Genomic DNA, 13,512 nt, shown 5'->3' on the forward strand with positions numbered 1-13,512 from the left:
ATCTCTTTTTCCGAAGGTATATTTATGACCAATAACGCCATAATTAAATAATATCTTTTCATCGGATAATATTGGTATAATTTTCACATCTTTATATATATTTCGTAATTTTGCGAAACCTTAGAATAACCTTTAAAATCAAACTATATGGCATTTGATATCGACATGATAAAAGATGTTTATTCCAAAATGGCAGAGCGTGTAGATAAGGCTCGAGACATTGTGGGAAAACCTCTTACACTTTCAGAAAAAATATTATACTCACATTTATGGGATGGTAATCCCGATAAAGCTTTTGTCCGCGGAAAAGATTATGTAGAATTTGCTCCAGACCGCATTGCGTGTCAGGATGCTACCGCACAAATGGCTTTGTTACAATTTATGCAGGCAGGAAAACCTAAAGTTGCTGTTCCAACAACAGTGCACTGTGATCACTTGATCCAGGCTAAAGATGGTGCTGCGAACGATTTAAGACATGCTAATGATGTGAGTAGTGAAGTATTCGATTTTCTGGAGTCGGTTTCAAATAAATATGGAATTGGTTTCTGGAAACCAGGAGCCGGAATTATTCACCAGGTAGTTTTAGAGAATTATGCTTTTCCGGGAGGAATGATGATCGGTACTGATTCGCATACCGTAAACGCCGGTGGATTAGGTATGGTTGCAATTGGTGTTGGCGGTGCTGATGCTGTAGATGTCATGGCCGGAATGGCGTGGGAATTAAAATTTCCAAAATTGATCGGAGTAAGATTAACCGGTAAATTATCAGGTTGGACAGCTCCTAAAGACGTGATTCTAAAAGTAGCTGAGATTCTTACCGTAAAAGGGGGTACAGGAGCCATTGTAGAATATTTTGGTCCTGGTGCAAAATCAATGTCCTGCACAGGAAAAGGTACGATTTGTAACATGGGTGCTGAAATTGGTGCAACCACATCTACGTTTGGTTATGACGATTCTATGGAGCGTTACTTACGAGCCACCGAAAGAGAAGAAGTAGCTGATGCTGCTAATGAAATCAGATCGTACTTAACAGCAGATGATGAGGTTTATGCCAACCCCGAAGATTATTTCGATCAGGTGATTGATATTAATCTTTCTGAATTAAAACCAATGCTTAACGGACCTTTTACTCCTGATTTATCTACAGAAGTTGGTTCTGATATGACTGAAAAAGCAAAGAAAAATGATTGGCCGGTGAAGGTAGAGTGGGGCTTGATAGGTTCTTGTACCAACTCATCTTATGAAGATTTATCCCGTGCTGCATCAATCGCGCAACAAGCTCTGGATAAAAATTTAAAAACAAAATCTGAATTTGGTATTAACCCGGGTTCTGAAAAAGTACGTTATACAACGGAGCGTGATGGTATATTAGAAGTTTTTGAAAAACTGGATGCCAAGATATTTACGAATGCTTGCGGACCATGTATTGGTCAGTGGGCACGTTATAGTGATCCTAAGAACGCTCCTAAGAATAGTATTGTACACTCATTTAACCGAAACTTTGCGAAACGTGCCGATGGAAACCCGAACACGCATGCTTTTGTAGCCTCTCCTGAAATTGTTGCTGCCATTGCTATTGCCGGTCGTTTGGATTTTAATCCGATGACGGATAAATTGATTAATGAAGATGGCCAGGAAGTGATGCTTGAGGAACCAACAGGATGGGAATTACCTCCAAAAGGTTTCGAGGTTAAGGATAATGGATACATCGAACCAAGAGAAGATGGAAGTAGTGTTGAAGTGAAGGTAGCAAACAACTCCGAGCGTTTACAATTATTAACACCTTTTGAACCTATTGGGGATCATATTGAAGGTGCTAAATTATTGATTAAAGCCTTTGGAAAATGTACAACAGATCACATTTCAATGGCTGGTCCGTGGTTACGTTTCAGAGGTCATCTAGATAATATTTCCAATAACACCTTGATTGGTGCTGTGAATGCCTTCAATAAAAAGACCAATTTTGTAAAAAATCAACTTACTGGAGAATATGGTGGTGTTCCGGATGTTCAAAGAGAATATAAGAAAGCCGGTATCAAAACAGTAGTCGTTGGTGATCATAATTATGGTGAAGGGTCTTCACGCGAGCACGCAGCTATGCAACCAAGACATCTTGGTGTTGCAGCGGTGATCGTAAAATCGTTCGCGCGTATTCACGAAACGAACCTTAAGAAACAAGGTATGTTAGCCTTGACCTTTAAGAATGAAAATGATTATGATCTGATTCAGGAAGATGATACGTTCAACTTTTTAGATTTGAATAAGTTCGCTCCTGATACACCGTTAACTATTGAAGTGGTTCATAGTAATGGTTCTAAAGATGAAATTAAAGTAGAACACACCTACAATGATGCTCAAATCAAATGGTACAAAGAGGGTTCTGCTTTGAACTTAATCAAAAAACAAAACGCGTAATTAATTACGAAACTTGAATATCGAAAAATCCAGCGCCTTTGCTGGATTTTTTGTTTCAGTATAATTTATTTAAATCCTAATAATTGTATTTTTATAAAAATACCTCAAAATGAATTCCAGACAAGATCAATTAAAAGCCTTCGACCGATTATTAACCATTATGGATGAGCTACGTGCCCAATGTCCCTGGGATAAAAAGCAAACCATGGAAACCTTAAGGCATTTAACCATTGAAGAAACCTATGAGCTAGGTGATGCTATTTTGGATCATGATTTGGAAGAGGTTAAAAAGGAATTAGGTGATGTTTTGTTGCATATTGTATTCTATGCAAAAATTGGAAGTGAAACGAAAGATTTTGATATCGCAGATGTATGCCATAGTATCTGTAATAAATTGGTTGCGAGACATCCGCATATTTATGGTGATGTTAAGGTAGAAAATGAGGAAGATGTAAAACGCAACTGGGAAAATTTAAAGTTGAAAGAAGGCAAAAAAAGTGTATTGGAAGGTGTTCCAAGAAGCCTACCTGCTTTGGTAAAAGCCAATAGAATTCAGGATAAGGTAGCAGGTGTTGGTTTTGATTGGGAGGCGCCTCATCAGGTTTGGGAAAAAGTTCAGGAGGAGTTACATGAATTTCAAGCGGAGGTAAAAACCAAGAATCAGGATGCTATTGAAAGTGAATTTGGCGATGTCCTTTTCTCCTTAATAAACTACGCACGTTTTCTGAATATCAATCCGGAAAATGCTTTAGAGCGAACCAACAAAAAATTTTCAAAACGATTCCAATATCTGGAGTCTAAAGCCCAAAGTTTAAACAAACCTCTTAAGGAAATGACCCTTGCAGAAATGGATGTTTTTTGGGAGGAAGCTAAGAAATTATAGGACTTTTCTTATTAAAAATTGTAATTATCTTAACATCTGTAACTTGTGAAAAGCGGCTTCATTTCCTATCTTTGCAAAAATGGGAACGAAAATGGGTGTGATCCAAAATCATAGAATCTTCAGCTTTAATTTTTTAGTGTTTAGAAACCAATCTAAAAAATTTATTCCACCAGCAGTATAACACTGTTCCTATACCCCTATCTCTCTTAGTGCCTTTAATTTTATTTGAGATTTAAGGACTTCCGTGATTTCTATTGAAATCAGGAAAATTATTTTTGTAAGAAATTACTTAAAATTTAGACGCCACCAACACATGACAATTAAAACATTTGATGCCTTTACCAGATTATCCATAATGGATATCAACCGAATAACCAACTTTTTACATGCCAATTTAGGTGAGTTTAAAGATAAGAAAAGTGCTATTCGAAAATCTATTATGTATGCGGCCAAGGAGATGCCGGGACTTGGTGGTTATGTTTTTATCATGGAGGAAAAAGGAGAGGTGATTGGCGCTGTTGTAGTAAACAGAACGGGAATGAACGAGTATTTATCAGAGAATATTTTGGTATACCTCGCTGTAAAGAAAGGATTCAGACAAAAAGGTATAGCCAAAAAGTTAATTAAACACACCGTTCGATATTGTAAAGGGGATATTGCAACCCATGTCAGTATAGACGATCCGGTAAAAAAATTATTTGAAAAACAAGGATTCAAATCCCGAAATATAGAAATGCGTTTAGAGCGCTAAAACGATCAAAAAATTGAATTAATTATATATAACATTTAAGAATGAAAATTATCTCAGTAAGACGAAAAACAATAGTAGAAAAAAGACACACCATAAGGATGGGTGAATTAACAACCAAAGTGACGTATATTAAAAAACACGTTTTAGGTTTGCCTGTTAAAACACTTCACAAGTATCGTGAAACTTATTATGGTGAAGTTAAGGATAGTAAAGACTGTATGCTATTTGTTTAGTATTTAAAAGAAGCAAAACACCATTAACTCTTAAAAACCAATAAATGAAAGTATTAGTAATAGGTGCCGGTAACATGGGCCTTACATATGCTCAAGGGATGTCCAAATCGAAACTCCTCAAAAAGAGGAACATTATGGTCGTGGACAAATCCGAGGAAAAATTAGAAGAACTCAATCAAATAGCGCATTTCGATGCCTTTAAGGAATTAGATGAATGCGTTCCAAAGGCCGATATTATCGTTGTGGCCGTAAAGCCCTATCATGCAGAGGGGGTTTTCAAAACAATAAGAACGCTGGTGAAGCCTCAGCAAATTATTATTTCGATCATGGCAGGTGTAACCATAGCCAAGATTAGAGATATTACCGGATTGAAAAAAGTGGTTCGAGCCATGCCAAATTTACCGGCACAAATAGGTAAGGGCTTAACTTCTTATGTAACGTCAGAAGACGTTTCAAGAGTTGAGATGCTAACTGTTGAAAGTCTTTTGGATACCACTGGTAAATCAGTGCGTGTTTCCAGCGAAAAGTTCATTGATGCTTCTACGGGAATTTCCGGTAGTGGTCCGGCTTATGTATTCTACTTTATGCAAAGTATGATGGAAGCTGCACTTGAAATGGGCTTTTCAAAACAAGATTCTACAGTTCTCGTAAGTCAAACGTTCACCGGTGCTGTGGAACTCTTCAATCAAAATAATTTAACACCAAACTCCTGGATGGACAAAGTGGCCTCAAAAGGTGGAACCACCCGCGCCGCATTAGACTCCATGCAAGACAACAAAGTAAACGAATTAATTAAAGAAGCTGCTTTTGCTGCATTTGGACGTGCAGTAGAATTAGGAAAAGAATACTAACATGTCAAAACAAAGAATCGTTATCAAAGTTGGAACAAATGTAATGACCAACCGCGATAATCGTATCGTAAGACCGGTATTAAGAAGACTGGTAAAACAAATTGCAGAACTTTATGAACGGGATATCATGACCATTTTAGTGTCGTCAGGTTCCGTGATCGCAGGAAAGGAAGTTCTGGGAAAATCGAAAATTAAAGATAGAACGCAACGTCGTCAGGTATATTCGGCCATAGGCCAACCTCGAATGATGCGTTTGTACTATAACATATTTCATGATTTTGGAATGAAATGTGCCCAGGTGTTGCCTACTAAACGAGATTTTAGCCCGGGCTTACACCGACAAAACATGATTAATTGCTGTGAAGGCTTATTATCTGAAGGCGTTATTCCAATTGCTAATGAGGATGATGCTGTTTCGGTAACCATGTCGATGTTCTCAGATAATGACGAGTTGGCGAGTTTGATCGCCCAGCTGCTTGATGCAGATAAGCTCATTATTTTAACAGATATTGATGGTCTTTATACGGGTCATCCTGAAGAATCAGACAGTGATTTGATTAAAAATGTAAATCCCGATGATGATCTAGACAAATTCATTAAGGATAACAACAAGGCCGAAGAAGAAGGCCGTGGCGGTATGGGATCAAAATTAGATTATGCCCAACAGGCAGCTGCTAAAAATATCCCAACGTTCATCGCCAATGGAAAAAAAGATAATACCATTATCGATATTATAGATGGTAAAGCAGTAGGAACTAAAGTATCACTTTAAAAAGAAAGAAAGAACAATGAAATTATTACCAGAAAATAAAAAGAATGATGTTTTAGAGTCTATGATTGCCCTTATTAATTTAAACGAAAAGGAAATCTTAGACGCTAATAAAAAAGATATAGAGGCTTTTGATCGGGATGATCAGGCGATGTACGATCGCTTGATCTTGAATGAAAAGAAAGTTCGAGGTATGATCAAAGCTATTAATGATGTTAAAGTGCAGGATGATCCTGTGAATAAGATCATTAGCCAAAATGAATTGAATAGTGGTCTTAAAGTGGTGAATAAAACAGCACCATTTGGAACCATTATGATCATTTATGAATCCAGACCCGATGTTACTGTTGAAGCTACCGTTTTAGCTTTTAAAGCCAATAACAAGATCTTGTTAAAAGGCGGTAAGGAAGCGGTACACAGTAATAGAGCTATTGTAAAACTCTGGCATAAGGCCCTTGAAGAAAATGGCTTGAGTACGGATTATATAAAAATGCTCGAGTTAAGTCGTGCGGAAACTCAGGAATTCCTAAAAAATCCAACCGAACAGCTCGACCTTATCGTTCCCAGAGGAGGAGAACGCCTGATCAAATTTGTGAAGGATCACGCTGAATGCGCTGTACTTGTGAGTGGTCGTGGTAACAATTTTTTATACATCGATGAAAATACCGATTGGAAGAAAACCATCAATGTTATATTGAATGCCAAAACAGATAAAATTTCTGCTTGTAACGCCCTGGATAAAATTCTGATCAATAAAAATATCGAGGATTATGAAGATAAACTTCGAGATCTTGATAATGTGCTTAAAACCAATGGCGTTAAGGTTTTAGTTGATGAAACTACACATAAAGTACTAATTGATGATAAACAGATTGAGAATCGCTCCATCTGGTTTGAAGAATTCTTAGAAATGAAATGTATCATTGGTACGGTAGATTCTATGGATGATGCTGTAAAGATGATCAATACTTTTTCAGGAGGTCATTCCGCAACCATCATGACAACAGACAATGAGCTGGCAGGGACTTTTATGGATCAGGTAGATTGTGCTGCCGTATATCACAATGCGTCTACCCGTTTTACGGATGGCGGTCAAATTGGTGCCGGTGCCGAACTTGCTATAAGTACAGATAAATTACACCACAGAGGCCCACTAGGCCTAAAACAACTGGTTACCAATAAATATTATGTTTATGGTGACGGTCATGTAAGAGTGTAAACTAAAACTGAGATAATTTTCAATAAAAAACGCCCCCGCTACATGCGGGGGCGTTTTTATTTATTTTGATTTTATTTTTAATAAAGCTCTTTGATCTTCTGGAATTTCTCTTTCCAAAGCTTTAAAGCGTCTTTATGCTCTTTAATATTGGTGTGAACTTCCTGAACTAACGGGTTATCATCATCAACATTGGTAAAGAATTGTAAATTGTTTTCAAGTTGATTGATTTTCCCTTTAAGCTCATCAATTTTTTTACGTATAAAAGTTCGTTCGTTATCCAGGTTATTCGAATTATCCGAGGAGTTGATAGCATCCAGTTTATTTTCAAACTTTATCATTTCAACCTCGTTCTTCTCCATATCCAGATTACCTAAAATGGCGTCAACAGTTTTTTGGAATTTACCTTCAATATAACGTTTGTTGTGTGGCACCCGACCAAGATCCTTCCATTCATTAATAAAATCTTTAACCTTCTCAATAGCTTTGTCTTTGTCTTTTGGTGGTTTAAAATCTTTAAGCTTGGCGAGCAGTTCTTCTTTTTCCTTAAAAGCTTCAAAGAATTTTTTCTGAGCCTCGTCGCGTTTTGTGTGAATTCTATCAAAATAATGGTTGCAGGCGGCTTTGAAACGTTTCCATATCTTATCGCTGTCTTTTCTCGGCACATGGCCGATTTTTTTCCAATCGCTCTGGATCTTCTTCATCAAAGGTGTTGTGGCTGCAAAATCTTCACTATCCTTATTATCCTCAGCAATTTTGATGAGTTCCATCTTTTTCTCAAGATTTTTGTACTGCTCTTTCTTTAGACCTTTATAAAACGCATTCTTTTTTCTGTTGAAAGATCTAACGGATTCTTTGAATTTTGCCCAGGTACTTTCGTTGACTTTCAAAGGTACTTTACCCGCATTGAAGAATCGTGTCCGTAAAGCTTCAACAGCTTTGATTTGTTTTTGCCATTCATTATGCGTTTTTGCGCCTTGTTCGGTAACGGCATCTATATCTGCAATGATCTCTAATTTTTTCTCCAGATTTTTCTCGTAGATCTTATCAATCTCTTGATAATAAACCTGTCGTTTATCATTGATTATTTTTGTAGCTGCTTTGAAACGTTCCCAGATTTCTTCACGATGTTCCTTGCCAACAGGTCCAAGTTCTTCTTTCCACATTTTGTGAAGTTCCTGTAACTCTCTAAAGGCACGCAATACATTTTCATCTTTTGCGAGTTCTTCAGCACGTTCTATGATGAGTAATTTTTTCTCAAGGTTGTGTTTGAAATCCAGATCGCGAAGATCTCTATTCAAATGTAGAAAATCGTAAAAACGCTCTACATGGTGATGGTAACTGTTCCAGGCATTATTGTATTTATCCCTTGGAATTGGGCCTGTATTACGCCAGCGCTCCTGTAATTCTTTAAAATGCTTGTAAGTCGTATTGATATTCTCTTCAACATTGATCAAACCCTTCAATTCTTCAATGATTTCGAGCTTCTTTTCGAGATTATCCTTGAGGTTATTTTGTATGTTTTTAAAATGCTCGTTGAGTTTTTTTCGGTATTCTCTGTAAGCCGTTTTATAGCGTTTGTAAATAGGGGAGCTATAATAAAAGTCTATTTCATTACCGCCATCACTTAAAAATTCCTCTTTTTTCTCATCAACAAGATCCTGATATTTCGATTTGAACTCAGAATTAATGGCATTAACGTGATTTTTGATGGCTTGAACCTTTTCGTTTTGAAGTAAACGCTCAAGTTCTATGGTAAGTGATTCCAAAGACATCGACTCATAATCTTTTAACTCAATTTTATGCCTGTCTTTATTCCCCTCATCTTCAGCATCTTCAGCATTGGAGGCTTCGATTTCATTGATCACATCATCATGATCAATAGCATCTTCATCTGAGTTAGAATCTTGCTTTTCTTCTTCAGAAACGGTAGGCGCTTCCTCAGGTTCAGGAGTTTCCACCTGAGATCCTTGGGTATTTAGTGTTTCATTTTGTTTTGAAACTTGTTCCTCTACCTTATTGTCAGCTTCGGTTTTTGAGTTATTATTTACGTCAGACATTTTAAAAATGTTTAGGTTCGATATACGACTTGAGCATTTAAAGATACTAACAAGTCTACTATTTACAAAGGCTTAGAAGTTTTTTAGTAGTTAAATTATGAGTTTTTTAACTGGTCATTCCAAATTTCCCAGGCCTTTTCAGCTTGTAATTTAAGCATATTTAGGCCATTAATTACGGTAGCGCCTTGTTGTTTTCCGAATTTCAGGAATTTTGTTTCCTCAGGATTATAAATCAGATCATATAAAATATGGTCTTCGGTCAAAGCTTCATAGGGTATTTCCGGGCATTCATCAACCTTGGGAAATGTTCCTAAAGGCGTGCAATTAACGATCAATTGATGGTCTTGAATAATACTTTCATTAAGCATATTATAGGTGAATTTCACACCTTTTTTCAATCTGCGTGAAACATAATTGAAAGAAATGCCCAATTCTTCCAAACTATAAGCAATGGCCTTACTAGCACCTCCGGTTCCAAGAATTATAGCCTTTTGATGATGTGGTTTTAAAGCAGGTTGCAAAGCGTTTTTGAAACCGTAGTAATCTGTATTATAGCCGGTTAGTAATTTGTCTTTTGATATTTTGATGGTATTAACGGCACCAATGGCTGCAGCAGTCTTGTCTAATTTATCCAAATATGGAATCACTTCCTCCTTGTAGGGAATAGTAACATTCAAACCGATCAATTCCGGATTGGTTTTTAAAACTTCAGGGAACGCATTTATAGTATCGATGTCAAAATTCTGATACGTGAAATCCTTTATATTTTCCTTTTCAAATTTGGCCTTAAAATAGCTTCTTGAAAAAGAATAAGAAATATGTTTACCCAAAAGACCTAACTTTTTCATACTCATTTACTTTTTACACGTCGGGTTCTTTGACCGTACCATTCCAAAAATAAAACAATCAGAATACCTAAAATAATATAAAATATGGCATACAAGGTCTCCATATTGAGATGCGGTAAATAACGCTGATAATTTTCAACTACTTTTTCGCCGGTTGAATCGAAAATTAGTTGTCCGTTAGGATCTAATTTAAAAATGGTTTTTTTCCAGGGCCAAACAACGCCTAAAGACCCAATAATAAATCCGATAATGGCTGATATGGTGATGTCTTTGTAATGTTTCAGAATATAGCTTAAAAGATGTGAAAAAGTAACTAATCCAGTAATGGAGCCCAGTGTAAATACGGCTAATACCTGCAGCATTCGCAAACGTTCAGGATCATAAATAAACTGAAAATCACCCGAAATGATATTCCAAAAGGTGTCGTAGAGCGCATTTACAGAATCGACTAAAAGAAGGACATAATTTCCTAAAAGTATCAATATAAAGGATCCTGAAAATCCTGGTAGCGTCATTCCGGATACGCTAATGATTCCGCAGAAAAAAACGAACCATAAATTATCATTTTGTGTGGCGGGACTCAAAAAACTAATACTTAACCCGATCATAATCCCCAAAGCCAGAGTGATCTTGGTTCTGTAATTCCAGGCTTTAAAGTCTTTGTTGATGTAATAAATAGATCCGATGATCATTCCAAAAAACACACTCCAAACATAAAGTTCATAGTATTTTATGAGGTAATCAAGAATTTTAGAAACGCTAAAATAACTCACGATCATCCCCGAAAACAAGAGGCTTAAAAACCGCCCGTTAACGTAGTGGTAAAAACTTCGAAACCGCCCATTAATAAGCAGTTTGAAAGCTTTTCTGTTTATTTTTTTTAAGGAGTAAATAAACTCTTCATAGAAGCCCGCAACGAAAGCAACAACACCACCAGACACCCCGGGCACTTTATTAGCGGCACCCATGCCTAATCCCTTAAGGACTAAAAATATCTTGTCTTTTAATGTTCTGGTACTTTCCATGGTTATTTTTTAGAACCGAGTCTTTCCAGAATAAAAATAACTAAAAAACCAATAGCCATTAAAATAATGGCCCAAACCAGATGGTTTTCGCCTTGAAAGTGAAAAGGGGAAACGCTTTTTTGCAGTAAAGGTTCCTTAATACCTTTAGAATTCATGTGCCAGGTTAGTGTTTTTTTCCATGGCCAAACCTTGTTAAGAGAACCAAAGATAAAACCGGTGAGGATAGCCAGTGTTAGGTTATGATAGTGTTTAAATAACCATTTTAAAAAATGACTAAAACTAAGTAAACCAATTAAAGCTCCGGAAGCAAAAATAGCCACTCGGGTAATATTAAAATCATGAAGTGCATCGCTCAGCGTTTTATAAGCCCCAAGAATTATGAGAATAAACGAACCTGAAATTCCCGGAAGGATCATAGCGCATATTGCTATGGCACCGGCAAAAAACAAAAAACTATTGTTATCATTCGTAGCCAGTGCAGGTAAATTTGAAATATAATAGGCCGCTAGCGTCCCTAAAATTAAAAACAAAACTACAGAAGGACTCCATTTGGTAATTTGTTTCCCAACGAAATAGATGCTAGCAACGATCAACCCAAAGAAAAACGACCAGATGAGAACCGGATGGTTTTCCAATAGATACTTGGCCAGACGCATAAAGGAAACAAAACTGATTAAGATTCCGGAAAGAAGTGCTACCAAAAAATTCCCATTCAGGCGTTTCCAAAACGGCGTAAAACCCTCTTTAAAAAGCGTTCTGAATAAACTGAAATTAACATTGCTAATGGTGGTAATTAATTCTTCGTAGATTCCTGAAATAAAGGCGATCGTGCCACCGGAAACTCCAGGAACAGCATCGGCTGCGCCCATGGCAATACCTTTCAATGATATAATGAAATAATCTTTGATGCTTCTCTGCATAGCGAATGATTTTTTAGCAAGAAATCAAAGATATGTATTTAAAACGAGTCGGGCTTAATGATTTGTTTTAAGAATGTTTTTTACAAATATTTTATTGGCAACCTCAGGAAAAAGTTCTTCAAGAATGAAGGAGAACTCTTCGTTAAATTTTAAAGCGTTCTTTAAATGAAAAGTACCTTTATCGGCCTCATTTAGTGAAAAATACAGTCCTGCCAGGCGATATTCTATTTCGGCGTTTTCCGGATAAAATTCTACAGCCTGATCTAAATTATAGATGGCAGCTTCGAATTCGCCAATTTTTATGAGTATATCGGCTCTTGATAACCAGGTATTCAACTCATAATTTCCAAGTTCCAGGGTTCTTTTGTATCCTCTTTCGGCTTCTTCATAAAACTTTAAACGCATATTAATCTGGGCATAAAGCTTCCAATACACCACATTCTCAGTATCAATATTAATAGCTTTATTGATGTAATAAAGTGCTTTTTGATAATTGCCTTTTTTCTTGTAAAACCTGGTAATGGCAATCCATCCTTTATCTAATAATGGATCTTCATGAACGGTACGTTCGAAATATTGAATGGCCAGATCGTATTTGTGTAATTTCTCAAAACAATGTCCTATTCGCAATAAAGCGAAGGACGTGGGATCATCAAGTTTCAGGGTGATGTTGTAATTTTCAATGGCTTCATTATACCGCTTTAATTTTTCCAATACCTTGCCACGCTCAAGGTATGCTCCGATAAAGGAATCATCAGAAATTATGGCAAAATCAAAGGCAGCAAGCGCTTTTTTATACTTTTTAAGATGAAAATACTGTTTACCTAACTGGTGCCAGGCCACTTCACAGTAGGGGTTCTTATCCAGGAAGATATTCAAATAGCTTATAGCATCCTCAGTCTGATTAAGAAACTCGAAGCAATACACTACATTATATAATGCCGAGTAATCTTCCAGATCCGCTTCTAAACATTTCATGAAATACGTTTTTGCCTCCTCAAAATTATCTAAAAACAGATATTCCATGCCTATTAATGAATACAGATCAACAACATCGTCAGTGAGTTCCAAGGCTTGTTTTAAAACTTCGATAGCCTTTTTATGATCGTCCTTCTTTGAAAAAATATTAGCCTTTTGAATAAAAATTTCTTCGTTTGTAGGATCTAAACTGTATAACTCATTCAATAAAGTATCTGCTTCAACTAATTTATCCTCAAAAACATAGACTTCTACTTTAAAAAGTTTCAGGTTTATTGATGAGGGATGTTGTTCAAGACCTAATTTTATAGCCTTTTTAGCTAAGGCAATTTTGCCCTGGTTGAGATAGTGATGAATGATGTTTTCAAACTCTTCAGAATCGAAGAATAAAACGTTGTTCGTTTTTAGCATCGATTCAAACTTTGTTAGCGGTAAATTGTCGTTGTCATTATGACTAAACTCCATAAGCAGATAAGTGAGATTTCAACTAGAATAAATTTAAGACTATCAGTTAATAATAGTCATTTAGGGGCTAAATGTTTTCAACAAAGTAATGAACAATA

General features: G+C 36.4%; 12 protein-coding genes. 7 read left to right on the top strand and 5 right to left on the bottom strand.

The window, feature by feature from the left end; all coding sequences use genetic code 11:
- The first annotated feature begins 147 nt into the window (after nucleotides 1–147).
- From ABD682_RS10240 to ABD682_RS10270, 7 genes are all read left to right on the top strand, one after another.
- Nucleotides 148–2,415 carry an aconitate hydratase gene (locus tag ABD682_RS10240; RefSeq protein ID WP_344741208.1) on the top strand — a complete coding sequence of 756 codons (2,268 nt, stop codon included), beginning with the start codon at nucleotides 148–150 and terminating at the stop codon, nucleotides 2,413–2,415.
- 109 nt (nucleotides 2,416–2,524) lie between these two features.
- Nucleotides 2,525–3,298 carry a nucleoside triphosphate pyrophosphohydrolase gene (gene mazG, locus ABD682_RS10245; protein WP_344741209.1) on the top strand — a complete coding sequence of 258 codons (774 nt, stop codon included), beginning with the start codon at nucleotides 2,525–2,527 and terminating at the stop codon, nucleotides 3,296–3,298.
- A 313-nt stretch (nucleotides 3,299–3,611) separates the two neighbouring features.
- Nucleotides 3,612–4,049, top strand: coding sequence for a GNAT family N-acetyltransferase (locus ABD682_RS10250; RefSeq protein ID WP_344741211.1), 438 nt, complete (start codon nucleotides 3,612–3,614; stop codon nucleotides 4,047–4,049).
- A 98-nt stretch (nucleotides 4,050–4,147) separates the two neighbouring features.
- Nucleotides 4,148–4,282, top strand: a complete 135-nt coding sequence (locus tag ABD682_RS10255) for a hypothetical protein (RefSeq protein WP_344741213.1) — start codon at nucleotides 4,148–4,150, stop codon at nucleotides 4,280–4,282.
- Between the two features lie 44 nt (nucleotides 4,283–4,326).
- On the top strand, nucleotides 4,327–5,133 hold the full coding sequence (gene proC, locus ABD682_RS10260) for a pyrroline-5-carboxylate reductase (RefSeq protein WP_344741215.1): 807 nt from the start codon (nucleotides 4,327–4,329) through the stop codon (nucleotides 5,131–5,133).
- Nucleotide 5,134: 1 nt separating this feature from the next.
- The gene (proB, locus tag ABD682_RS10265; protein ID WP_344741216.1) at nucleotides 5,135–5,905 is read left to right on the top strand and encodes a glutamate 5-kinase; all 771 of its coding nucleotides are present in this window, start codon (nucleotides 5,135–5,137) and stop codon (nucleotides 5,903–5,905) included.
- Nucleotides 5,906–5,921: 16 nt separating this feature from the next.
- On the top strand, nucleotides 5,922–7,121 hold the full coding sequence (locus ABD682_RS10270) for a glutamate-5-semialdehyde dehydrogenase (RefSeq protein WP_344741218.1): 1,200 nt from the start codon (nucleotides 5,922–5,924) through the stop codon (nucleotides 7,119–7,121).
- 77 nt (nucleotides 7,122–7,198) lie between these two features.
- On the opposite strand, the gene ABD682_RS10275 is transcribed toward ABD682_RS10270, so the two are convergent.
- From ABD682_RS10275 to ABD682_RS10295, 5 genes are all read right to left on the bottom strand, one after another.
- On the bottom strand, nucleotides 7,199–9,178 hold the full coding sequence (locus ABD682_RS10275) for a DUF349 domain-containing protein (RefSeq protein ID WP_344741219.1): 1,980 nt from the start codon (nucleotides 9,176–9,178) through the stop codon (nucleotides 7,199–7,201).
- Nucleotides 9,179–9,273: 95 nt separating this feature from the next.
- Nucleotides 9,274–10,026, bottom strand: a complete 753-nt coding sequence (locus ABD682_RS10280; RefSeq protein ID WP_344741221.1) for a shikimate dehydrogenase family protein — start codon at nucleotides 10,024–10,026, stop codon at nucleotides 9,274–9,276.
- Between the two features lie 2 nt (nucleotides 10,027–10,028).
- The gene (locus ABD682_RS10285; RefSeq protein ID WP_344741222.1) at nucleotides 10,029–11,051 is read right to left on the bottom strand and encodes a DUF368 domain-containing protein; all 1,023 of its coding nucleotides are present in this window, start codon (nucleotides 11,049–11,051) and stop codon (nucleotides 10,029–10,031) included.
- Nucleotides 11,052–11,053: 2 nt separating this feature from the next.
- Nucleotides 11,054–11,971, bottom strand: coding sequence for a polyprenyl-phosphate transporter (locus ABD682_RS10290; RefSeq protein WP_344741223.1), 918 nt, complete (start codon nucleotides 11,969–11,971; stop codon nucleotides 11,054–11,056).
- A 54-nt stretch (nucleotides 11,972–12,025) separates the two neighbouring features.
- Nucleotides 12,026–13,414: a tetratricopeptide repeat protein gene (locus ABD682_RS10295; RefSeq protein WP_344741224.1), complete on the bottom strand. Its 1,389-nt coding sequence runs from the start codon at nucleotides 13,412–13,414 to the stop codon at nucleotides 12,026–12,028.
- Nucleotides 13,415–13,512: the final 98 nt, after the last annotated feature.

It is taken from the genome of Gaetbulibacter aestuarii (assembly GCF_039537665.1).
Classification (GTDB): domain Bacteria; phylum Bacteroidota; class Bacteroidia; order Flavobacteriales; family Flavobacteriaceae; genus Gaetbulibacter_A; species Gaetbulibacter_A aestuarii.

What these genes read in the sequence shown, in the direction of transcription:
- ABD682_RS10240 (WP_344741208.1), top strand. Translation starts at nt 148, where the DNA reads ATGGCATTTGATATCGACATGATAAAAGATGTTTATTCCAAAATGGCA.
- mazG (WP_344741209.1), top strand. Translation starts at nt 2,525, where the DNA reads ATGAATTCCAGACAAGATCAATTAAAAGCCTTCGACCGATTATTAACC.
- ABD682_RS10250 (WP_344741211.1), top strand. Translation starts at nt 3,612, where the DNA reads ATGACAATTAAAACATTTGATGCCTTTACCAGATTATCCATAATGGAT.
- ABD682_RS10255 (WP_344741213.1), top strand. Translation starts at nt 4,148, where the DNA reads ATGGGTGAATTAACAACCAAAGTGACGTATATTAAAAAACACGTTTTA.
- proC (WP_344741215.1), top strand. Translation starts at nt 4,327, where the DNA reads ATGAAAGTATTAGTAATAGGTGCCGGTAACATGGGCCTTACATATGCT.
- proB (WP_344741216.1), top strand. Translation starts at nt 5,135, where the DNA reads ATGTCAAAACAAAGAATCGTTATCAAAGTTGGAACAAATGTAATGACC.
- ABD682_RS10270 (WP_344741218.1), top strand. Translation starts at nt 5,922, where the DNA reads ATGAAATTATTACCAGAAAATAAAAAGAATGATGTTTTAGAGTCTATG.
- ABD682_RS10275 (WP_344741219.1), bottom strand. Translation starts at nt 9,178, where the DNA reads ATGTCTGACGTAAATAATAACTCAAAAACCGAAGCTGACAATAAGGTA.
- ABD682_RS10280 (WP_344741221.1), bottom strand. Translation starts at nt 10,026, where the DNA reads ATGAAAAAGTTAGGTCTTTTGGGTAAACATATTTCTTATTCTTTTTCA.
- ABD682_RS10285 (WP_344741222.1), bottom strand. Translation starts at nt 11,051, where the DNA reads ATGGAAAGTACCAGAACATTAAAAGACAAGATATTTTTAGTCCTTAAG.
- ABD682_RS10290 (WP_344741223.1), bottom strand. Translation starts at nt 11,971, where the DNA reads ATGCAGAGAAGCATCAAAGATTATTTCATTATATCATTGAAAGGTATT.
- ABD682_RS10295 (WP_344741224.1), bottom strand. Translation starts at nt 13,414, where the DNA reads ATGGAGTTTAGTCATAATGACAACGACAATTTACCGCTAACAAAGTTT.